This window comes from Pseudohalocynthiibacter sp. F2068, assembly GCF_023015645.1.
Classification (GTDB): Bacteria; Pseudomonadota; Alphaproteobacteria; order Rhodobacterales; family Rhodobacteraceae; genus Pseudohalocynthiibacter; species Pseudohalocynthiibacter aestuariivivens.
The window spans coordinates 217,810-238,948 of sequence record NZ_JALKAK010000003.1 but is presented as its reverse complement, the minus strand read 5'-3'; the positions used below and the strand labels follow the sequence as shown (position 1 = coordinate 238,948).

The following is a 21,139-nucleotide window of genomic DNA, read 5'->3' as shown; positions in this document are numbered from 1 at the left end:
TCACTATATGGCCCCCAACGCGCCTGAGTTACTGAAAATATGAGCCCGGGTCAATCTATTGCCGATGATTCATGTCAATATGAGCGGCTTTCACAAAATTATTTCTTAAAGGGAAACAATTCTTTTCCAATCACACCATCATTTCCTTGGTGGCAGACAGGGTCAGATCGGTGTGGTCCCGTTCAATTCTGTCAATATCCCACTGAAGGCGCGTCAGATACACAATGTCACCATCGTGGTCATGCGCAATATGGGCCTTGTTGGCGTTTGCAAAAGTTTCAACCGCTGCTTTAGGTCCGTGCACCCAGCGGGCAGAGGTAAACTGACTAGGCTCAAACCGAACAGGTAAGCCATATTCCAGTTCAATCCGGCTCGCGAGAACCTCAAACTGAAGCGCACCGACCACACCAACGATGAAACCCGACCCGATCGAGGGTTTGAAAACCTTGGCAGCACCTTCTTCGGCGAACTGCATCAGGGCCTTTTCCAGATGCTTTGATTTCATAGGGTCGCCAGCACGTACGACCTGCAGCAATTCTGGTGCAAACGACGGTATGCCGGTTACCCTGATCGCCTCGCCTTCGGTCAAGGTGTCGCCAATGCGAAGTTGCCCGTGGTTTGGGATGCCGATGATATCGCCTGCCCAGGCCTCTTCGGCAAGCTCGCGGTCCGATGCAAGGAAAAGCACGGGGTTGGCGATGGTCATCACCTTTTTTGTACGCACATGGGTCAGTTTCATGCCGCGTTTGAAATGACCAGACGCGAGGCGCACAAAGGCGACCCTGTCCCTATGTTTTGGGTCCATATTGGCCTGTACCTTGAAGACAAATCCAGCGACTGTTTTTTCATCGGGGCTTACCTTGCGCGGTTCAGCGGACTGAACCTGTGGTTCCGGGCCAAAGTTACTGATCCCGTCCATTAGTTCTTTTACGCCAAAGGAATTGATTGCAGAGCCAAACCAGATCGGTGTGAGGGTTCCGTCAAGCAAGGCTTGCTGATCCATCGCAGGCATAAGTTCACGAACGAGTTCTATCTCTTCGCGCAGTTTCTCTAACAGCTCTGCTGGAACATGGTCTGCAAGCTTCGGGTCATCCAGCCCGTTGATCTTTACGCTTTCCGCAACCTTGTTACGGTCAGCCCTGTCCATAATCTCCAGCCGATCCTGCAACAGGTCATAACACCCAATGAAATCGCGCCCAATGCCAATCGGCCAGCTGGCGGGTGTTACGTCAATTGCAAGGTTTTCCTGAATTTCGTCAATAATTTCGAAAACATCACGGCTTTCCCGATCCATCTTGTTACAGAAGGTCAGGATCGGCAGGTCGCGCATCCGGCAAACCTCGAAAAGCTTTTGTGTCTGGCTTTCCACGCCTTTTGCGCCATCAATCACCATGACGGCCGCATCAACGGCCGTTAGCGTTCTGTAAGTGTCTTCGGAAAAATCAGAGTGGCCCGGAGTATCCACCAGATTGAAACGGTTTTTGCCGTAGTCAAAGGACATTGCCGAGGCTGAAACGGAAATGCCCCGGTCTTTTTCCATCTGCATAAAATCTGACCGTGTGCGCCGGGCTTCGCCCTTGGCGCGGACTTGTCCTGCCATCTGAATGGCGCCACCAAAAAGCAGAAACTTTTCTGTCAGCGTAGTCTTACCCGCATCAGGGTGACTGATGATGGCAAAGGTTCGCCGCCGGGCAATTTCCGGTGGCAGAACTGGGGTGTTTGAGACGCGATCTAACATGGATGCGTCTATAGGCGAGGGGCGCGGAAAGGGCAATTGGTGACGGTGACCAATCAGGCTGATGAGGCGCGGCGCAAAATTTCTGCCGGATCATGGCCAACCAGCATCGCCTTGTCGACTTCGTAGCCAAGGTGGGGGCTTGATCGATGTTGCCCGAGTGCATGGGCAAGCCTTTCAGCCAGGCCTTCGGGCAGCACTGCTGCTGTGCGGGTGTCAAGCAGCAGGCTTTCGGCGGCTATCCCTTCCGCATAGATGATCTGATGGGTGTCAAACAGGATTTGAAAATAATCGATAAATCCACCTTCCTGTTCATAGATGGTGGTGCCATTCACGAGGTGCCGCGCTTGGACGAGCACTTCGGAACGACCGAGCCCGATTTCATCACAACGCTGGTAAACGAACAGACGGTGATTGTGGCTGACCAACAGGTTATTTTCGTTATTCAACGCACCCTTTTTGATGAAAATTGGCGCAAACTCACCTACCGCACGTATCGTGTTCTGGCCAATCCAGCGCACGGTCTGTGGGCCATCGTCACGTGTCAGAACCTTGTCCCCGATGCGCAGGTTTTCGATAGGGCATTGTTCGCCAGAGGCCAATGTAATGCGGGTGCCACGACCAAAGCTGACACAAGCAACCTCGGCAAACAGGGTTTTTACGTTGCTCGTATCTACACCGATCAGACAGTAATCGGTTTTTGGTCTTAGGTCGTTTATTGGATGCAGGTAAATCTGCGTTACTGCGTCATCCGATGGGTTGGTTTCCAAAAGAATGATTGCTGATAGGGTTTCACCATCTGGCGCCATGAATGTCGCAACACTGTCTAAGATCAAAAACGAGCCTGGCAGGCCAAGCTCTGAGCTTTCGGCGACGACAAAATCGCAGTTCGATTTTGCCCGATTTTGGCTTGTGATGGTCAGACGCTCTTTCGGGGCGTCTGGTGACAGGTGGTATCTGTCATCAAGCGCTAATTCTGACGCCCGCATCAATGCATCACCCAGATTGGCACCGTCTGTAACAAAAAAATACTGCGCGCGAAAAACCTGCAGCGTTTGCCACGAAGACAGATGTTTATGATTGGCGGCAGTCATCCGGTAATTCGTCTCTTTGACAGTTTCAAAGGGTAAAAAAGCCTGTTTTTTCACCCTGCAACCCCCACCGCCTGATTTGGGTTCACGTTACGAACAGTTGGAATTGCGGTCAAACTTGTCGGGCTTTGGGCCTTGGTTTCAGAGCGATTGTTTACCAAGTGAAAACAAAGACATAAACTTTTGGGGTTTTTATCGAAGTAAACCGGGTATCTACTAGGTTGGTCAGTTGGGTGCTGACGAATCGAAAATGGCCGTTTGGCGCTACTTATTAAACACCTGTTGCGTGGCTGATCTGGCTGATGCGTTCAAAGAAAGGACTTCGACATGGATTTGGGAATTGGTGGCAAGAAGGCACTGGTATGTGCTTCGTCACGGGGGCTGGGACGAGGTTGCGCAGAGGCGCTTGCTGCAGAAGGCGTCAATCTTGTGATGAATGCGCGCAGTGAAGGCCCATTGATGGATGCTGCGAATGCGATCGCGGATCTATATGGTGTGACAGTGACACCGGTGGCCGCTGACATTACCAGCGAAGAGGGCCGGGCAAAGGTGCTGGCAGAAGCGACAGATGTCGATATTCTTGTAAACAATGCAGGTGGTCCGCCTCCTGGCATGTGGCACGATTGGGACCGGGAAGATTTTATCCGGGCGCTTGATGCAAACATGCTGACGCCGATAGCACTGATGAAAGCGCTTTTGCCGGGGATGATTGAAAAAGGCTGGGGACGGGTAGTGAACATCACCAGCCAATCGGTCAAGTCTCCGATCGCGCAACTGGGGCTTTCAAACTCTGCGCGTGCCGGTCTGACCGGTTATGTGGCCGGAACATCGCGGCAGGTGGCGCCAATGGGTGTGGTTATCAACAATCTGCTACCGGGGATTCATGCAACCGATAGGGCCGTTTCCCTTGATACGGGTGTTGCAGAAGCGCAGGGTATAACGATGGAAGAGGCAAAGAAACAACGTGCAGCGACAATACCTACACGTAGGTATGGTACGGCCGAAGAATTTGGTGCGGCTTGTGCGTTCCTTTGCTCGGACAAGGCCGGATTCATTATCGGCCAAAACATCTCGCTTGATGGTGGCTCTTTCAACGCGACGATTTGATGGTTCAGGGTTTTAGCCTGAAAGATCAGCTATTTAACGTGGAAAAGGTCGGCTATTTGGCGGGTCTTTTTCGTGATGCTGACCCATCTTTTGACCATGAAGGGTTTCAGCGAAAGGTGATGGAGCGGCTGCTTGAACTTGAGCTCAAACAGCGGATCGATTTGATAGCTGACGTCTTGTCAGGTTTTTTGCCTTCAGAATTTCCCAAGGCCGCTGATCTGATAAGTGCGGCACTTCCACCGTCGCTCGACGCCGAAAAATCAGATGATGATTTTGGTGATTTTATATTCGCGCCCTTGGGAGAATACGTTGTAAATCAAGGGCTTAAACGACACCGTGAACGTTCAATGCAGCTGTTTGAGCAGCTTACGCAACGGTTTTCAATGGAATTTGCGCTGCGACCGTTCCTGAACCGATGGCCAGAGGAAACGCTCTCTGACTTAAAGGGTTGGCTGGATCATCCGCATTATCATGTCCGCAGATTGGTAAGTGAAAGCACACGTCCAAAATTGCCTTGGGGCAAGAAAATCGGATTGAAGCCTTCAGATCCGATCCCATTTCTGGATCGCCTTCATTCTGATCCAACACGTTTTGTGACAAGATCGGTCGCCAACCATTTGAATGATATCGCAAAAACAGATTCCTTTTTGGTCGTCCAAACGTTAGAAAAATGGCACAGTGAAGCGCGCCAGGACGCGAAAGAATTACAATGGATGACCCGCCATGCGTTACGCACGCTTGTGAAATTGGGTGATCCAGCAGCATTGGGCCTGCTTGGGTATCGTCACGCTGCGGAAGTGACCGTAACCAAACTGAAAGTTTCCCCTGAAACTCTGGCGATTGGTGAAGCTATGGATTTTTCGTTCGTGCTGAATGCCGATGCGGATGAACCATTGCTGATTGATTATGTAATTGATTTCGCGAAAGCGGGGGCCAAGACCTCGACCAAAGTGTTCAAATTGAAAATGCTTGTCCTAAAGGCCGGACACGGTTTGGAGTTGAAGAAAACACACAGGTTTAAAGGCGATGCGACAACATTCACACTTTATCCGGGCGCGCATCAATTGGGCATTCAGGTGAATGGCCGCGTTCTGGAAAAGGTGCCATTCGAACTAACATCTGCGTGACAGCTGCGTTTACATTCTTCACGTTTTCGTTGGCAGGACAGTTGGCTCTAGCGGGGTCTGGCACTGGCTGTTACGCGCAAACTGGGTTTCACAGAGGTTCATGATGCAGACAACAGCAATAGTAGGCGTTTTCGTACTGGTGATCGTTGCCAGCTTGCTCGCCGCACCACGCCGCGTAACCGTCGATGGTTTTTTCAGCGGGCTGAACCCGAACGGAACGGCACCGGGTCTTTGGATGCTGGTGTTGTCGCAGATAACAACATGGATTTTTGCGCGCTCGCTCATGAATTCGGCGATTTTGGGCTACTATTACGGAATTGCCGGCACATTGGCCTATGCCGCCTATTACGGCTCTTTCTTGACTGGCGGATTTATTGTCGGACGTTTGCGTCAGGGTGGCGCGCGGTCGATGCAGGACTGGCTGGGTGCACGTTTCGGGACGGCAGGCACAACCTGTTATAATGTGGTGATCGCGCTTCGGCTGCTTTCGGAAGTTTTTGCAAATTTGCTAGTTGTCGGGTTGATCTTTTCGGCCGCTCTGCCAGAACTCGCGGGGGCCAAAGAAGGCTCAATTCTGATTGTTGCTGTACTGGGCCTTGCCTATTCCGCCTGGGGCGGGCTTTCCGCTGCATTGCGAACAGATGTCGTGCAAATGCTTTTGTTTCTTGTCGTTTTCGTAGTGGCGCTGGGCGCACTTGTATTGGCACCTGATTTTTCCCTTTCTGCGGTTTTGACCTCAGAAGGCGCCAGTGGCGCGCGCAACGGCTGGATTTTGCTATTGGTCGCTTTTTTGCAGGTCTTTTCATATCCGGCACATGACCCGGTGATGATGGACCGGGGGTTCCTGGCGGACCAGGCAACGACACGTAAATCCTTCTTCCACGCGTTCTGGATTTCCGGGGTGTGTATCATCGGATTTGGTTTCTTTGGAATTCAGGCTGCGCTTATTGGCGCGGAATACCAGGGTCAGTTGCTTGGAACATGGGCTTTGATGTTCCCACCCGCCATCTTTGTTGCGTTGCTTCTTTCCCTGTTGATTTCTGCGCTCAGTACGCTGGATTCTGCGCTGGCGTCTTCTGCGCGGCTGGTGGTTGAAGAATTCAAGCTGGCACCGCGTACGGTAAACGGCGGGCGGGTAGCAATGATCGTCTTCATGGTTCTTGGTGCGGCGCTAACGCTTTGGGGCAACAAGACCCTGTTTGATGCGGTTGCCGTCAGCGGCACAGCATCAATGTTTCTGACACCGATCTTGCTTGTTGGTCTGGTAATGCAGCGGAAAATCGCGCTCTGGTCCTATCTTATCGCTTTTGGGGCAGCAATTACCGGGGCTGCCGCGTATTTCTTGCGCGCCTGGGAGCCTGTCGTGATGATCTTGCCAGAGGGACATAAATACGAACAGCTTCTGGCGATATGCGTGGTTGTGCTTGTTGTTGGTTTTGCCGCAACACTGGCGGGTTCGCGCAGGGTTGCGACGCAGGGGTAGGGCTGCTAATCCTCGGGCAATTCCGATGTTTTTAATCGGATAACGCATGGGGCGCGTGTCGCAGTGACAATACCGAGACTGGAAATTCGCAATATCAAGCGCCATTTCGATGGCCGCGCGGTTGTGGATGACGTGTCACTTAAAGTGATGCCGGGGCAGGTGACCTGCCTTTTGGGGCCGTCCGGTTGCGGTAAATCGACAACACTGCGGATCATCGCGGGCGTGGATATGCAGGATAGCGGTGAAATCTATGTCGACGGTAAGCTGATTTGCGACACCATTTTTCGGGTGCCGCCAGAAGCGCGTTCTATCGGGCTGATGTTTCAGGATTTTGCGCTGTTTCCACATCTTACGGTTTCAGAGAATGTTGCCTTTGGCCTCACCGGGCCAAAAAAAGCGCGCCACGCGCGGGTAAATGAGCTGCTTGAACGTGTGGGGCTTACACATTTCGCGGACAGTCACCCGCATCAGCTTTCTGGCGGCGAACAGCAGCGCGTTGCTCTGGTTCGTGCGCTTGCACCGCGGCCATCGATTATGTTGATGGATGAACCTTTCTCAGGCCTTGATGACCGGTTACGCGATGACATTCGCGATGAAACGCTTGCCGTTCTAAAAGATGAGGGTACGGCGGTCTTACTCGTAACGCACGAGCCCGGTGAAGCGATGCGTATGGCCGATGAAATTGCCCTGATGCGCGACGGACAGATCGTTCAGCAGGGCGCACCATATAATGTCTATAATGCGCCAAAAGACCGCGAGGCAGCTGCGTTCTTTTCAGATGTTAATGTCATTACCGGTATCGTTGAAGGCGCGCTGACCGATACACCATTTGGTCAGTTTCTGGCACCCGGTGTTCCGGACAACACAAAAGTTGATATCATATTTCGCCCGCAGCACATTAAAATCGATTTTGACAGGGGTGGTCGCGGACCGGAACCCACACCATCAGACGGTGTCGCAGCAAAGGCCACTGTCGAACGCGCGCGCTTCATGGGGCGTGAAAGTCTGGTTGAATTCAAAATGGATTTCGACGGCACATTGCTTAAGGCGACGGTGCCGTCTGTGTTCCTGCCTCAGGTCGGCACACCCTTATGGTTAACAGTGCGGCGTGACCGCTGTTTTGTGTTCAAGCATTGATCAGACTTCCTTTGGTGTGATCTTTGCCATGTAGTCTGCCAGTGTTTTGCCTGGCTCTTCGACGAAGAGTTCCGGCAGAATTTTACTTTCCTCAATTCGGTCAACGCGAAAAACCCGAAAATCCGAACGCATTTCGCACCAGACTGTGCAGGTCCAGACCCGGCCCCAGTATTCGAGCTGTAGTGGCCGGATCACGCGATGAGAGACTTCTTCGTCGAGCGCGCGGTACGTGATCGCAAGTTTTTGGCGCGACCGGATTGCTGCGCGTATTATCGGCATATGCTGAAAACCTTTTGCAGCGTCCGCAAATGGGTAAATTGCAAATCCCCAACCCGTTGGTGGGGCAGACCGGTCTTCGGGCAAAACGGCATCGATTTTTGCCGAGAGTGATTTCGCCGCGGACTGCAGCTCCTCATCCGCCGCTTCGCCGACAATGGCCATGCCCAGATGTAAGGCTTCGAGCTCTGTCAGTGTCAGGTTCAATGGTGGCAAGGTTATTACAGCAGTGATCATGTAGCCAACACCGCGCTCGCCCTCGACAGGGACGCCAGAGGCCGCAAGCGTGTCCATATCACGGTAAATTGTCCGGATAGACACCTCAAGTTTGTTGGCCATGTCCTGCGCGCGGTGCAAACGCCCGTCGCGCAGGATTTGGATCAGATCAAAGAGGCGGTCAGTTCGGCGCATAGCGCCAACCTCTCTGACCAGATAGCAGGGGTCAAGACAACATCTGCCAGAGTACGGTCTGATGTTCCATTCTTACGGTGTCAGGTGCGATTGCAGCCATAAGGCCCTGTGCAAAATCCTGCTTCGGAAAATCGGCAGCCATTGCTTGGGCGGCGTCCATATCTTTCCACAAGACATAGTCGGTCCAACGTCCGTCCTCACCTTTGGAAAGGGTTCGGCTCAGAAACCCCTTTGCAGACCGAACGAAGTTTTCGCTGGCCTGACTCAGGGATACGAATTGCGCGTCACTGATACCCTCCGCCAGTTCAAAGCTGACAACTTCTGCAACAGGTAGGTTCGTTTTAGTCATTTTTTCGTTTCCGATTCTATTGAAAGTTCGCTCCGTTTAAACGGGGGCAACTGCCATAAACCTGTCAGTTGACATGTTGTTGACAAAAGAAGTGCAAAAACCGCGGATTTGAGGGGGTGAAAACGCGCTTTGCGGCTATGATTCCGACTGTGAACTGCCTACATACAATACAGAAATTTATCAGAGGCACGTGTGTGCCACCTACTGTGGGAGACAGATATGCTCAATAACATCGGCCTTCCCGGCCTTCTATTAATCGCAGTTGTCGTTCTTGTCCTTTTTGGCCGCGGCAAAATCTCTTCGCTTATGGGTGAAGTCGGAAAAGGCATCACAGCCTTCAAAAAAGGCGTGGACGACAGCAAGAAAGAGATATCAGATACGGCGGACAGCGCGATCGACGTGACCCCGGAATCGGAAAAAGACAAAGCGTAATCGCCAAATCGAACTGAACGTTCTTTATCAGGTAGCCTCATATGTTTGACATCGGCTGGACCGAACTTCTGGTCATTGGCATCGTTGCGCTGATTGTTGTCGGCCCCAAAGATTTACCGGGGATGTTTCGCGCCCTCGGGCAGTTTACGGGCAAGGCAAAAACGATGGCGCGGGATTTTCAGCGCGCCATGAATGACGCCGCTGACGAGGCAGGCGTTAAAGATGTGACCAAAGACCTGAAGAATATCGCCAACCCGAAGGCCATGGGGTTGGATGCCGTAAAGGATGCTGCAAAAGGCTGGACGTCAGAAGACCCACCCCGGGCGATGGGCTCTGAAACAGCGAAGCTGGCTGCGGAACGGGCAGAAGCTGCACGAAAAATTCGCGAAAAAACCGCAGAGGTTGCGTCAGAACGTTTGGCGAAAGAAGAGGTGGCACGTGTTGCTGCCGAGACCGCGCCAGCCGAGGATGCAAAACCTGCACCCGCTAAAAAACAAGCTGCCAAGCCCGCTGCAAAAAAGCCTGCGGCCAAAGCAGCAGCCGCTAAATCCGCTGCGAAAAATCCAGCAGCAAAACCTGCGTCCAAACCCGCAGCGAAGTCGACGGCCAAGAAACCGGCCACACGCAAAGCAGCAGCTAAACCCTCAGCTAAAGATACCGCCTCATGAACGACGAGATTGAAGATAGCTCAGCCCCTTTGATTGAACATCTGACTGAGCTGCGCTCGCGACTGATGAAATCGGCGGTGGCGTTTATCATTGGTATGATAATCTGTTTCACGGTCTGGAACCCTATTTTCAATTTCCTGACCCGCCCGCTATGCAGCGCGATCAATGACCGTGGTGATGGCGACTGCGGTCTGGTTTTGCTGGCGCTGCAAGAAGGTTTCTTTGTTGCGATAAGCATTTCGCTGTTGGGCGGTCTGGCTCTTTCTTTTCCATATATTGCGGCGCAACTCTGGCGCTTTGTTGCGCCCGGCCTTTACAAAAACGAAAAGAATGCCTTTCTGCCGTTTCTGGTTGCGTCACCTTTTATGTTTTTTCTGGGGGCGGCTTTTGCTTACTACGTCGTAACGCCGCTTGCCTTTGATTTCTTCCTTGGCTTCCAGCAACCGGGCTCGCTCGGCGGCGACGGGCAGGGGACTGCACCGGCAAGCATTGCCTTTCAGGGGTCCGCGCAGGCTTATCTCTCGCTGACGATCAAATTTATCGTAGCCTTTGGTATGTGTTTTCAGCTGCCTGTGCTGCTGACGCTTTTAGGCAAGGCAGGGCTCGTCAGTTCAGAAGGTTTGGGTTCAGTCCGCAAATACGCTGTTGTTGCTATTCTAGTGTTGGCCGCGCTCGTCACACCGCCAGACGTGATTACCCAAGCTATCTTGTTTGTTGTTGTTTACGGACTCTATGAAATATCTATTTTCCTTGTGCGCCGTGTCGAAAAAAAGCGTAATGACCGGCTTCGCGAAGAGGGTTTGCTTGATGACGAAGATGAAGACTTAGACGATGAGACCCAGGCATGAGCGATGACGCACTGGCGCGCATCGCCGAAGCGCTGGAACGTATAAGCCCGCCTTCGGGCGACACCCCGGATTTCAGCGAGGCAGACGCATTCGTCTGGCATGTCTCACCTGACCGACTTGCACCTGTTGCATCTGTGAACCGTGTCGAGGTGGGTTTGTTGGTTGGGATTAACCGGGCACGGGATACATTGCTGGAAAACACCCGGCAATTCGCGCGGGGCTTACCAGCAAACAACGCGTTGCTTTGGGGCGCGCGGGGCATGGGGAAATCATCGCTCGTAAAGGCCGTCCATGCCGAGGTGTTGCGTCTTGGTCAGGCCCTGAAGATTGTAGAGGTTCAACGCGAAGACCTGCCCTCGATCGGGCGTTTGCTAACCCTGTTGCGCGGTTCTGATCAGCGGTTCCTGCTCTACTGTGATGACCTGTCATTTTCGCACGACGACGAACATTACAAGTCGCTAAAGGCTGTGCTTGACGGTGGCATCGAGGGACGGCCCGAAAACGTTGTCTTCTACGCGACGTCGAACCGACGCCACCTTATGCCGCGCGACATGATCGAAAATGAACGCTCAAGCGCAATCAGCCCGTCAGAAGCCACAGAAGAAAAGGTTTCGCTGTCAGACAGGTTTGGCCTCTGGCTTGGTTTCCACCCCTGTGATCAGGACGAATACCTCTCGATGATCAGAGGGTACTGCGGTGCATATGGCGTTGAGATTGATGATGAAACGCTCCGCGCTGAGGCAATAGAATGGCAGGCGACACGCGGCAGCCGCTCTGGCCGGGTGGCTTGGCAGTATTTCACTGACCTTGCAGGCCGCAGAGGTGTGGAACTCTGACGGTAACTTTCGTCAGAGTTTGCAGTTTCAATCAGTTCAAAAGCCTAGTTCAGGAATGGCATCGGATCGACGCTGTCAAAACCGCGTCGAACCTCAAACCGCACAAAAGCAGGGTTGCTGTTACGCACCGATGCAATGCGCTGGCCGCGCGAAACGGTGTCACCCTTTTCGACGGTGATATTCCCAATGTTGGCGTAGACGGTTAGCAGGTTGTCTGCGTGCCGGATAACGAGAACGGGTATTTCCTCGGTGTTCTGCGTAATCGCGGCGACAGTGCCATTGTCGGCAGCTTTCACCGCACTGCCCGCGCTTGCAGCGATATCAATGCCGCCATTTCGACCACTGCTGAAGGGGCGAATAATGTTTCCATCGACCGGAAGCATCAGGCGCGGTGTGCCAGAAGCTGCGGTGCGTTGCCCCCCGAGGTTTGGTGATTGCGGGGCGCTGTTTTGCGCCTCTGCTGCGGTCAGCGTATCATTTTCCGGCAATGGCGTTGCAGAGCTGGGTGGTAACGGTGTGGGAGTTCCCTGACCTGGCACTGTGGTTGAACCCGATCGTGAAGAACCGGTTTCAGTCGTGACCGGGATCAGCAGGAACTGACCTTCACGCACTGAAAGATCAGAGCCCAGGCCATTCCAGTCCGCAAGCGATCGCACGGAAACATTGTAAAGCCGCGCAATGGAATAAGCCGTTTCCCCACGCTCTACCCGGTGACGAACAGGCTCGACTCCTGTTTGTGCGCTCGCACTTGGGCGCCGCGTTGATGAAGGCGCCCGATCTATTGCACCAGATGCAAGCGTTTCGACATCGATCTGACCCGATGGCAGGATTGGTCCTGTGGTGATTGCACCGGTTTCCGGCGACGGTTCGGCAACCCGGCCCGGCAACGCAATAATTTCGTCCTGGCGAAGGGGCGTATCAGGCGCGATTCCGTTGTAGCGACCAAGTTCCACGGCATCGACACCGATCCGTGCCGCAACGTCGGCGATTGTGTCGTCACGATTTGCCACAACAACCTGATAATTCGGGTACGAGATTACACCACGGTCATCTGGCATCGGACGCGGTGTTGTGACTTGACGAACAGCGCCTGATGTATCGAGTCCTTGGCCCGTTGTGCCCCGAAGATCAAAATCAAGACTCTCATCACAGGCAGCCAAACCTGCCAGTATCGTGCCCAGAAAAAGCAATCGGAGTGCGGGTGTTTTGCGGTATGCCATGTGCTCGTTCCTCGGTGTTGGGCCTGTTTTCCGGCCCCTTGTTACCTTCTTATACTACTCTTTTCCCAATCCTTCCAGCAATGGAACAAATCGGACTGGGCGGAGTTCGTCATAGTCGTATCCGCCTTCAGTGCGCGTGACCTTTATCAGGCTCTGCACGGCATCCGACTGGCCAACCGGGACAACCATTATCCCCCCAACCCGCAACTGGGTGAGCAGGGGGCCCGGCGGGTCTTCGGCGGCAGCTGTCACGATTATCCGGTCAAAGGGGGCCTGTTCGGGCAAGCCAAAACTGCCGTCGTCGGTAATCGCTGTAATGTTCGTCAGGTCGAGTTTTTCAAACAGTGTGCGAGATTCATGTACAAGCCGACGATGCCGTTCAATTGTGTAGACGCGGCGCGCCAGCAAACTCAGTATTGCGGCCTGATAGCCCGAGCCGGTTCCAACCTCCAGCACCTTATCGCGCGGTTGAACATTCAGGGCCTGTGTCATCAACCCGACAACGGAAGGTTGGCTTATGGTCTGACCGCAGGCGATCGGCAGCGGCATATCTTCGTAAGCACGATCAGCAAAAAGGCCCTGCACAAAGTCGCCACGATCAATCTTTTCCATTGCGGTCAGAACACGGTTGTCTGTAACCCCCTTGGAGCGGAGCGCAAAGAGAAACTGCATTTTGCGCTCGGCGTCGCTCATGTTTCAACCGAACTGCGCAGTGGGGACAGCATGTCATGCGCGGTAAGATCTGCGCGCATCGGTGTAACAGAGATGTACCCGGCAAGGTTGGCTGCCGCATCAGAGCCTTTTGCGGTTGGCGTATGCTGTGCTCCACCTTTGATCCAGAGGAACTTGCGTCCTGACGGAGAATGGTGTGGTTCGACGCTGAACTTCGTGTCGCGTCGGAATCCCTGTGTCACAACCTGTGTGCCTTTCACGTCGGGGGAAGCGACGGGTGGAAAGTTCACGTTGTAAAAAAGTCGGTAGTCATCAGCGCCGCTGTCAAGGCCTGCACCAAGAATCGCGCGTACCGTTGCAGCACCATGCCTGCTTGCTGCATCAAACGGATCTTCCAGCTTGTTGTTGCCGGGTCCATAATATTGCGACAGGGCAATTGCTGGCAGGCCTTGCAACGCTGCTTCCATGGCACCGCCGATTGTGCCGGAATAAAGGGTATTCTCTGCAGAATTATTGCCGCGGTTCACGCCGGAAAGCACAAGGTCAGGCGGGGCGCCGTTCATAACATCATATATCCCAGCAAGCACACAATCTGCAGGAGAGCCTTCAGCCGCAAAGCGCCGTGGGCCGAGTTCCGCAATCATCATCGGGTGCGTATAGCTGATGCAATGGCCAACCCCTGATTGCTCGAAAGCGGGGGCAACAGTCCAAACCTCGCCTTTTGGGCCGGCGATGTCTTCGGCGATAGCGTGAAGAACCTTTAGTCCCGGCGCATTGATGCCGTCGTCATTGGTGATAAGTATGCGCATGCTGCTGCCCTTGGTGTTTTGCTTTCAATAACGGTCCTACGCCAAGGGGTAAAGCCAAAGAACGTGTGGCGAAAGCAGCCTGCGAACTGTCCCGGGCTTGACGTGGCGAACTCGCGCGCGATGCGCGTCTGCGTGTCCCAGATTGCGTTAGCCGAGTTTGGACATAAGTTTTGCAGCTTCTGTATGGGGGTCAGACAGTACGGCCCGGTCTTCACCCGGGAAAAACCTGGCACGCAGTCCCGTTGGCATTGGGTCTGGCGCAAAGCGTAAAACACGCGGACCAGTTTTCACGGTTTCGGCTTGCCAGCTTTCAACCATCGCCATTTGCGCAGCTTTAGAGGCGCCGTAACTGCCAAAGAATTTCTGCCCGGCGCGGGGGTCGTCAAAAAATACAGCAGTGCCATTTTCTGCTGCAAGAAGCAGGGGTTCCACAAAGCCAATAAGCCTTGCAGTCGCGCGTGCGTTCACGGAAAAGCTTTTGTCAAAGTCTTTCGCATCAAGATGGCCAGCGGGTGCAAGTGGCGCACCATGAATCGCCGCATGCACCCAAAGATCAAGCTTGCCCCAGCGGTCATGAACCGAGCGGCACAGGTGCTGCATCGCACCGTCATTGGTTACGTCAAGCGGGGCCAGCGTTGCGCTGCCGCCAAGCGCTTGGATCCGGTCATCAAGGTCTTCGAGACCGCCAGTCGTGCGCGCAACAGCGATGACATGATAGCCATCCGCGGCCAACGCTTCGGCCATCGCAGCGCCAAGTCCGCGTGATGCACCAGTGACAAGAGCAACTTTTTTGTTTTCTGGATTGTTCATGCGAATTCCATTTCACTCTGCAGAGTGATGTTGAAAGGAGCCAGACAGAGCTACTCAGCGGCTTTCAGTTCGAAGCCTTTGGCGATCATATCTGCTGGGCGAACCGGATACTCGCCAGAGAAACAGGCATCGCAATACTGCGGGCATTTTGCGTTGCGGCCTGTTGCTTCACCTACTGCACGGTATAGCCCGTCGAGCGAGATGAATTTGATGCTGTCAACGCCGATAAATTCACGCATCTCTTCCTCGGACATATTGGCAGCAAGCAGCTTGCCACGTTCTGGCGTGTCGACACCATAAAAGCAGGGCCATGCAGTTGGGGGGGAGGCGATGCGAAAATGCACTTCTGCAGCACCGGCATCCAGAATCATCTGTTTGATCTTGATACTGGTTGTGCCGCGGACGACGGAATCGTCAACAAGGATCACGCGTTTGCCTTTGATCAGCGCACGGTTCACATTCAGTTTCAATCGCACACCCATGTTCCGGATCTGCTCTGTCGGTTCAATGAAGGTCCGGCCCATGTACTGGTTGCGGATGATGCCCATCGCGTACGGGATACCGCTTTCCTGGCTGAAGCCGATGGCTGCAGGCGTTCCGCTATCCGGTACCGGGCAAACCAGATCAGCATCAACCGGGGCTTCACGCGCGAGCTCCACACCAATCTGGCGGCGGGTTTCATAGACCGAACGATCACCAATAATACTGTCAGGGCGTGAGAAATAGACATGCTCGAAGATACAAAACCTAGGCTCCACTGGCTCAAACGGCCTGTAGCTTTCGATTCCTGAGGCGTTGATCACCACCATTTCACCGGGTTTGATTTCACGCACGTATTCCGCGCCGATGATATCTAAAGCGCAGGTTTCAGAGCTAAGCGCCCAACCATCGCCAATTTTTCCAAGAACCAACGGCCGCACGCCAAGCGGGTCGCGGACACCGATAAGTTTCGTACGTGTCATGGCAACAACTGAAAACGCGCCTTCAACACGCCGAAGCGCATCTTTCATACGTTCCGGGATGTTGCTCTGAAAAGACCGAGCCATCAGGTGAATGATGCATTCGCTGTCAGACGAGCTCTGGAAAATTGATCCACGTTCAATCAATTCACGACGCAGCGCATTGGCATTCGTTATGTTGCCATTGTGTGCAATTGCAGCGCCGCCCATGGCGAATTCACCGAAGAAGGGCTGTACGTCACGTATGACAGCGCCCTTTGAGCCGGCAGTTGAATAGCGCACATGTCCGATCGCAAGCGGACCGGGCAGCGTTTCCATCAGGCTGGCTTTGGTGAAATTGTCACGTACATAGCCAAACCGGCGGGCAGAATTGAACCCTTGTTCAGCGTCGTGCGAGACGATCCCACCCGCTTCCTGACCCCGGTGTTGAAGGGCATGCAGGCCAAGCGCAACAAAATTGGCAGCGTCGGCAACACCGATCACACCAAAAATTCCGCATTCTTCTTTAAGCTTGTCGTCATCGAAAGGGTGGCTGGGGGGCAATTCACGCATTGTGGCAGCGGCTCCGAATCCCATTGCAGTGAGTTGCCCCTCTCTTAGTGGCTTAAGTCAACGCTGTCATCAAAGGATCACAAATAAGATGTAAGGAATCCGCCGCTTTTGCAGAATCTCTGATGTTGCTGCGATAAAAGCACTGTTCACTTCGGTTGACATGCCCCTCAAACCGACCAACAACACCTTAATGACGGACAAAACGGCAATGAAAACGAAGCGGCCTCAGGCGCGCCAATCTAAGCAGGGGTTTACCCTGAAAAAGGTGGTCGGGGCTATGGCGCTGATGCTCGGCTTCGTAATCGGGCTGTTTTACGTTTGTTACGTCTATTTTAAAGATGTGGAAGTGCAGCGCGCCGAAAACCGCATTGTTCTTTACCAAAGTACGCTTGTTGAGGCGTTGGAGCGGTACCAACATCTTCCCTTTATTCTTGCGCAGGACCCGCTTTTACGACGCGGCCTGAATGGCTTTGAAATTGATGTTGTTAATTCACGGCTTGAAGATTTTGCCTTTCGCTCGCGTCTTGATGCAATTTACCTGATGAATACAGAAGGGTTAACAATCGCGGCGTCTAATTACGCCTCCGAACAAACCTTTCTGGGTCAAAACTATAACTTTCGCCCCTATTTTCAGGATGCGATGGATGAAAGGCGCGGTGAATTCTTTGCAATCGGCGCAACAACATCACAGCCCGGGTATTTTATAGCCGAAGCGGTTCGTGACGAAAACGGAAATCCGGTGGGTGTTCTTGCGCTCAAACTGGACCTCACACCCCTGACCGAAGCGTGGCGCGCGGGTGGCGAGGCGGTCTTTGTGGCGAACAGCGATGGCGTGATTGTTCTATCGTCCGACAATAGCTGGCGCTACCAAACACTGGGGGCTCTTACAGACGTGCGCCGCAACGCCATTGCCGCCGAGCGCCAGTTCGGTTCAGAGCCTCTGGCACCGCTTGACTGGGTAAATCGCGACAACGGGATTGTCGATATTGATGGCACCGCCTTTTTGCATGTTGTTACGGCAATTCCGCGGTTGGGATGGACGTTGCATTTTCTGGCAGATGAAAGCCGGGTGCGTGAACGCGCCTTACTCGTTGTGGTGTTTGTAACCATCGTTGCTTTCGTGCTTCTGGCGCTCGTCGGGTATCTCAGGTCTCGTCGACTGAAGGTTGCTTTGCTGGCGTCCCAGCTTGCCCGTCGAAATCTCGTGACCGTCAATACCAAGCTGGAAGAGGAAATTGCTGAGCGTCGGGCAACCGAAGCACGGCTTGAACGCGCGCGTTCCGAACTTGCCCGGGCTGGTAAACTGGCTGCGCTTGGTCAGCTTGCGGCGTCGGTAACACATGAGTTGGGCCAGCCCATATCCGCCATGCGGAATTATCTGACAGCGTCAGAGTTTGAGTCGGACGCGGGAGCAGCGCGGCTTGCAAAGCGTCTGACCGGCATCGTTTCACGCATGGAGAACATTACAAAGCAACTGCGGTTTTTTGCTGGTCCGGGCGAAGAAAATGTAGAAGAGTTTGATCTGCGCCGCGTGCTTGATGGCGCACTCGAACTGGTGCGCCATGATCTTAAACATCAGGGGATTGAGTTTGAATTCTCAAAACCACACAAGCCCGTCGTAATCATGGGCAACCGGCAACAGCTTGAACAGGTTTTGGTCAACCTTATTCGGAATGCCGTCTCGGCGATGGAAACAAGCGATGTGCGCAAACTTGTCGTTGAAGTCAGCAAAAGCGAAACAACAGCGACACTGAAAGTGCTTGATACAGGCATTGGCCTTGGTGGGCGGTCCATCGAAACACTGCAGGAACCGTTTCACACAACCAAACCTTCGGGCGAGGGGATGGGGCTTGGCCTAGCGATTTCGACAGCAATCGTGAACGAACATAAAGGCACACTTAGCGTTGTGGATTTTTCCGGTGTCGAGAGCGGCACCAGGGTTGGAGTGGAGTTCATTGTCGAGCTTCCCCTTGCGCATGAGCGGGAAGATTCATGAAACCGGCCAACGTAAAATACCGTGTTCTGGTCGTTGATGACGACAAAGAGATGCGTGAATCGCTATCTCACTTGCTAAGCAGCGCGGGTTTCAAGGTGGAAACGCTTTCAGATGGCACAGGAGTTTTGCGCAAGGTCAATACGTTCGAACCGCATGTTGTTTTGTCCGATGTCAGAATGCCAAATGTGGACGGGCTGAAGCTTTTGTCTCAACTGACGGCGCAGGTTGGGCCGCCTGTCATCCTGATCTCGGCACATGGTGATATCGCGATGGCGGTCGAGGCGATGCAGAATGGCGCATATAGTTTCATCGAAAAACCGTTTGATCCGCGCAGGCTGCTGATCGCGCTCAAGAACGCAGCAGACAAATACGCGCTTAGCCAGGACGCGGACCGGCTTAAGGCGCGCCTGTCCCGGCTTTCCGGGCTGGACCGGGTCTTGCTGGGGGAAACGCAGATGCTGCGAGACCTGCGCGAAGATGTGCTTGATCTTAGCCAGACGGACGCGACCGTTCTAATACTGGGTGAAACCGGCACAGGAAAAGAGCTGGTCGCGCGGGCGCTGCATGACCTCAGCGACAGGTCCGCCGGGCCATTCTTTGCGCTGAATTGCGCGGCTATTGGCCCCAACACGTTTGAGGAAATTCTGTTTGGCACTGCTGATGGGGCAAAGGGTGCTTTTTTGCGCGCCGATGGAGGCACCCTGTTTCTTGATGAAATCGGGGCCAGCCCGCTTGATGTTCAGGCGGCTCTTCTTCGCGCAATTGAAACGCGGGAGTTTGTACCGCGTGGGGCCGAGCAACCTGTTCAGGTCGATGTCAGATTGATTTCTGCCTCAAACGTACGGCTTGATGCAGCGGTGAAAGAAAAAGAGTTTCGCGAAGATCTGTTCTTTCGGCTCAACAATGTGGTGTTTAATTTGCCGGCTTTGCGGGACAGGCGAAATGACATCTCATTGCTCTATATGCATTTTCTGCAAGATTATGCTGCGCTTTACGAGGTCATCGCGCCAGAAACAACGGCTGAGGATTTAACAGCGCTGTTGTCTCATGACTGGCCTGGGAATGTGCGTGAACTGCGCCATGTTGCAGAACGCCGCATTCTAGCAGCGCGCCGGGGGCGCGGTTCGGTCGCAGAAGCGATCAGCACTGATGAGGACTACGGCGATGTTCCCGACACATTGCGTGAAGCTGTCGCCGCTTTTGAAAGAATGTTGATTGGAAAGGCGATCCAGACGCATCAGGGGCGGATGGAGTCTGTTGCCGAGGCGTTGGGAATTGGTCGACGCACCCTTAATGAAAAGATAGCAAAGCTGGGCCTCAACAAATCCGATTACCTGTAGGTCTGCGTGAATCCGCAGCCCTTTATCTGGTGCCGCGCGGATATCTTCATAGGAAAATTTGGGTTTTAGCGGTACGAAAAGGTATAGTTTGCGCGTTTGCCCGTGGGTCTTCCTTCACAAGAGCACCCAGAGGTATCGTGCCATATATGTGTAACGGGAGGAAACCATGAACACATTCTCTGCTCTGGCAGCTAAGGCAACAACTGTCTGTGCCGCTGCCGCAATTGCAATCAGCTCAGGGTTTGGCGGTACAGCCGCACAAGCCGAAGAAGCGAACTACGTGCTGGCAACGGCGTCGACCGGGGGTACCTATTACCCGGTGGGTGTTGCGCTCGCGACCTTGGTGAAAGTCAAGCTTCAGCCGGGTTCCAAAATTGGCATGTCCGCAATCAGCTCTGCCGGTTCTGGTGAAAACGTGCGCCTGCTTGGCACGGGCGAGGCGCAGTTCGGAATTATGCAAGGGCTTTACGGCCACTTTGCCGCGACCGGAACAGGGCCGCTGGCCGAGGTTGGCCCACAAACAGATTTGCGTTCTGTGACAATGCTTTGGCAGAACGTCGAACAGTTTGTTGTGTCTGCAGATGTCGCAACAACCGGAACCTTTGAGGATTTGCTGGCGCTTAAGGGCGAAGCAATGGCGTTGGGCAAGCGGAACTCCGGTACAATCGGGTCAAACACCGCGTTGCTTGCTGGTATTGGTCTAGACGTTGAAAACGATTTTGAACTGGTCGAAGGGGGCTACGGCCCATCAGCTGAGGCGCTGCAAAACGGTCAGGTCAAGGGTATCGGTACGCCTGCAGGTGTGCCGACAGGCGCGATAAGTCAGTTGTTTGCTGCTGCGGGTGACGGCGTGAAAATGCTGAATTTTACACCAGAGCAAATCGCAATGGCTGATGGTGGCCGTGAACTCTGGACACCATTCACAATTCCGGCAGGCACCTATCCTGGTCAGGAAGAAGACATCAACACGATCGCGCAACCAAATTTTTTGGCGACACATGCAAATATTTCGGAAGAAAATGTCTACATGATCACCAAGGCGATCTATGAAAACCTGCCCTTCCTGCAGGCTATTCACCCGGCAACCAAAGCCATGGCAATCGAAGCCGCAATTGCCGGCCTGCCACTGCCGCTGCACCCTGGCGCATTGCGTTACTATCAGGAAGTCGGCGTCGATGTTCCTGAACGTCTGATCGCAAACTAATCAGACCCTGATAAAAAACACAGCGCGCCGGATATTTCGGCGCGCTGAACACGTATACCCAAAGATAAAAGCATCCT

At 53.7% G+C, this 21,139-nt stretch carries 20 protein-coding genes; 11 read left to right on the top strand and 9 right to left on the bottom strand.

All coding sequences use genetic code 11. The annotated features are described in order from the left end of the window. Window positions 1-130 precede the first annotated feature (130 nt). Entirely contained in the window at window positions 131-1,738 is a 1,608-nt protein-coding gene (locus MWU63_RS05575) for a peptide chain release factor 3 (protein WP_213888368.1), read from the bottom strand. A gap of 53 nt (window positions 1,739-1,791) precedes the next feature. Further along, window positions 1,792-2,883 (bottom strand): Hint domain-containing protein, encoded by a 1,092-nt coding sequence (locus MWU63_RS05570; protein ID WP_247077188.1) that lies wholly within the window; start codon window positions 2,881-2,883, stop codon window positions 1,792-1,794. Between the two features lie 270 nt (window positions 2,884-3,153). Between MWU63_RS05570 and MWU63_RS05565 the strand changes: the two genes are divergently transcribed. The 4 genes from MWU63_RS05565 (at window position 3,154) to MWU63_RS05550 (ending at window position 7,680) form a co-directional block, all read left to right on the top strand. Further along, the gene (locus tag MWU63_RS05565; RefSeq protein WP_213888367.1) at window positions 3,154-3,933 is read left to right on the top strand and encodes an SDR family oxidoreductase; all 780 of its coding nucleotides are present in this window, start codon (window positions 3,154-3,156) and stop codon (window positions 3,931-3,933) included. Beyond that, window positions 3,933-5,060: a hypothetical protein gene (locus tag MWU63_RS05560; RefSeq protein ID WP_213888366.1), complete on the top strand. Its 1,128-nt coding sequence runs from the start codon at window positions 3,933-3,935 to the stop codon at window positions 5,058-5,060. The genes MWU63_RS05565 and MWU63_RS05560 overlap by 1 nt, the downstream gene beginning before the upstream one ends. Before the next feature lie 103 nt (window positions 5,061-5,163). Further along, the gene (locus MWU63_RS05555; RefSeq protein ID WP_247077256.1) at window positions 5,164-6,543 is read left to right on the top strand and encodes a sodium:proline symporter; all 1,380 of its coding nucleotides are present in this window, start codon (window positions 5,164-5,166) and stop codon (window positions 6,541-6,543) included. Between the two features lie 63 nt (window positions 6,544-6,606). After that, on the top strand, window positions 6,607-7,680 hold the full coding sequence (locus MWU63_RS05550) for an ABC transporter ATP-binding protein (RefSeq protein ID WP_213888365.1): 1,074 nt from the start codon (window positions 6,607-6,609) through the stop codon (window positions 7,678-7,680). Here the strand turns inward: MWU63_RS05550 and MWU63_RS05545 are convergent, their stop codons facing one another. After that, window positions 7,681-8,367, bottom strand: coding sequence for a YafY family protein (locus MWU63_RS05545; RefSeq protein ID WP_247077187.1), 687 nt, complete (start codon window positions 8,365-8,367; stop codon window positions 7,681-7,683). 31 nt (window positions 8,368-8,398) lie between these two features. Next, window positions 8,399-8,716 (bottom strand): hypothetical protein, encoded by a 318-nt coding sequence (locus MWU63_RS05540; protein WP_213888363.1) that lies wholly within the window; start codon window positions 8,714-8,716, stop codon window positions 8,399-8,401. 219 nt (window positions 8,717-8,935) lie between these two features. Here MWU63_RS05540 and MWU63_RS05535 point away from each other — a divergent pair, with 219 nt between their 5' ends. The 4 genes from MWU63_RS05535 to MWU63_RS05520 are packed head-to-tail and all read left to right on the top strand — an operon-like array spanning window position 8,936 to window position 11,500. Beyond that, window positions 8,936-9,148, top strand: a complete 213-nt coding sequence (locus MWU63_RS05535; RefSeq protein WP_213888362.1) for a twin-arginine translocase TatA/TatE family subunit — start codon at window positions 8,936-8,938, stop codon at window positions 9,146-9,148. A 41-nt stretch (window positions 9,149-9,189) separates the two neighbouring features. Next, a complete protein-coding gene (tatB, locus tag MWU63_RS05530) occupies window positions 9,190-9,816 on the top strand; it encodes a Sec-independent protein translocase protein TatB (protein ID WP_213888361.1) in 627 nt (208 codons plus the stop codon). Beyond that, window positions 9,813-10,664: a twin-arginine translocase subunit TatC gene (tatC, locus tag MWU63_RS05525; protein WP_213888360.1), complete on the top strand. Its 852-nt coding sequence runs from the start codon at window positions 9,813-9,815 to the stop codon at window positions 10,662-10,664. Before tatB ends, tatC begins: the two co-directional genes overlap by 4 nt. Then, window positions 10,661-11,500: an ATP-binding protein gene (locus MWU63_RS05520; RefSeq protein ID WP_213888359.1), complete on the top strand. Its 840-nt coding sequence runs from the start codon at window positions 10,661-10,663 to the stop codon at window positions 11,498-11,500. Before tatC ends, MWU63_RS05520 begins: the two co-directional genes overlap by 4 nt. Before the next feature lie 44 nt (window positions 11,501-11,544). On the opposite strand, the gene MWU63_RS05515 is transcribed toward MWU63_RS05520, so the two are convergent. The 5 genes from MWU63_RS05515 to purF all read right to left on the bottom strand — a co-directional run bounded on the left by MWU63_RS05515 (window position 11,545) and on the right by purF (window position 16,546). Then, complete coding sequence (locus MWU63_RS05515; RefSeq protein ID WP_213888358.1) at window positions 11,545-12,720, bottom strand: M23 family metallopeptidase; 1,176 nt, start codon at window positions 12,718-12,720, stop codon at window positions 11,545-11,547. 54 nt (window positions 12,721-12,774) lie between these two features. After that, window positions 12,775-13,413: a protein-L-isoaspartate(D-aspartate) O-methyltransferase gene (locus MWU63_RS05510; protein ID WP_213888357.1), complete on the bottom strand. Its 639-nt coding sequence runs from the start codon at window positions 13,411-13,413 to the stop codon at window positions 12,775-12,777. Beyond that, entirely contained in the window at window positions 13,410-14,201 is a 792-nt protein-coding gene (surE, locus tag MWU63_RS05505) for a 5'/3'-nucleotidase SurE (protein WP_213888356.1), read from the bottom strand. Before surE ends, MWU63_RS05510 begins: the two co-directional genes overlap by 4 nt. Before the next feature lie 147 nt (window positions 14,202-14,348). Further along, window positions 14,349-15,011 carry an SDR family oxidoreductase gene (locus MWU63_RS05500; protein WP_213888355.1) on the bottom strand — a complete coding sequence of 221 codons (663 nt, stop codon included), beginning with the start codon at window positions 15,009-15,011 and terminating at the stop codon, window positions 14,349-14,351. A 50-nt stretch (window positions 15,012-15,061) separates the two neighbouring features. Then, window positions 15,062-16,546 carry an amidophosphoribosyltransferase gene (gene purF, locus MWU63_RS05495; protein ID WP_246531645.1) on the bottom strand — a complete coding sequence of 495 codons (1,485 nt, stop codon included), beginning with the start codon at window positions 16,544-16,546 and terminating at the stop codon, window positions 15,062-15,064. Window positions 16,547-16,730: 184 nt separating this feature from the next. Between purF and MWU63_RS05490 the strand changes: the two genes are divergently transcribed. From MWU63_RS05490 to MWU63_RS05480, 3 genes are all read left to right on the top strand, one after another. Further along, window positions 16,731-18,518 (top strand): cache domain-containing protein, encoded by a 1,788-nt coding sequence (locus tag MWU63_RS05490; RefSeq protein ID WP_247077185.1) that lies wholly within the window; start codon window positions 16,731-16,733, stop codon window positions 18,516-18,518. Beyond that, on the top strand, window positions 18,515-19,858 hold the full coding sequence (locus MWU63_RS05485) for a sigma-54 dependent transcriptional regulator (RefSeq protein WP_213888353.1): 1,344 nt from the start codon (window positions 18,515-18,517) through the stop codon (window positions 19,856-19,858). Before MWU63_RS05490 ends, MWU63_RS05485 begins: the two co-directional genes overlap by 4 nt. 166 nt (window positions 19,859-20,024) lie before the next feature. Then, window positions 20,025-21,062, top strand: coding sequence for a TAXI family TRAP transporter solute-binding subunit (locus tag MWU63_RS05480; protein ID WP_213888352.1), 1,038 nt, complete (start codon window positions 20,025-20,027; stop codon window positions 21,060-21,062). Window positions 21,063-21,139 lie beyond the last annotated feature (77 nt).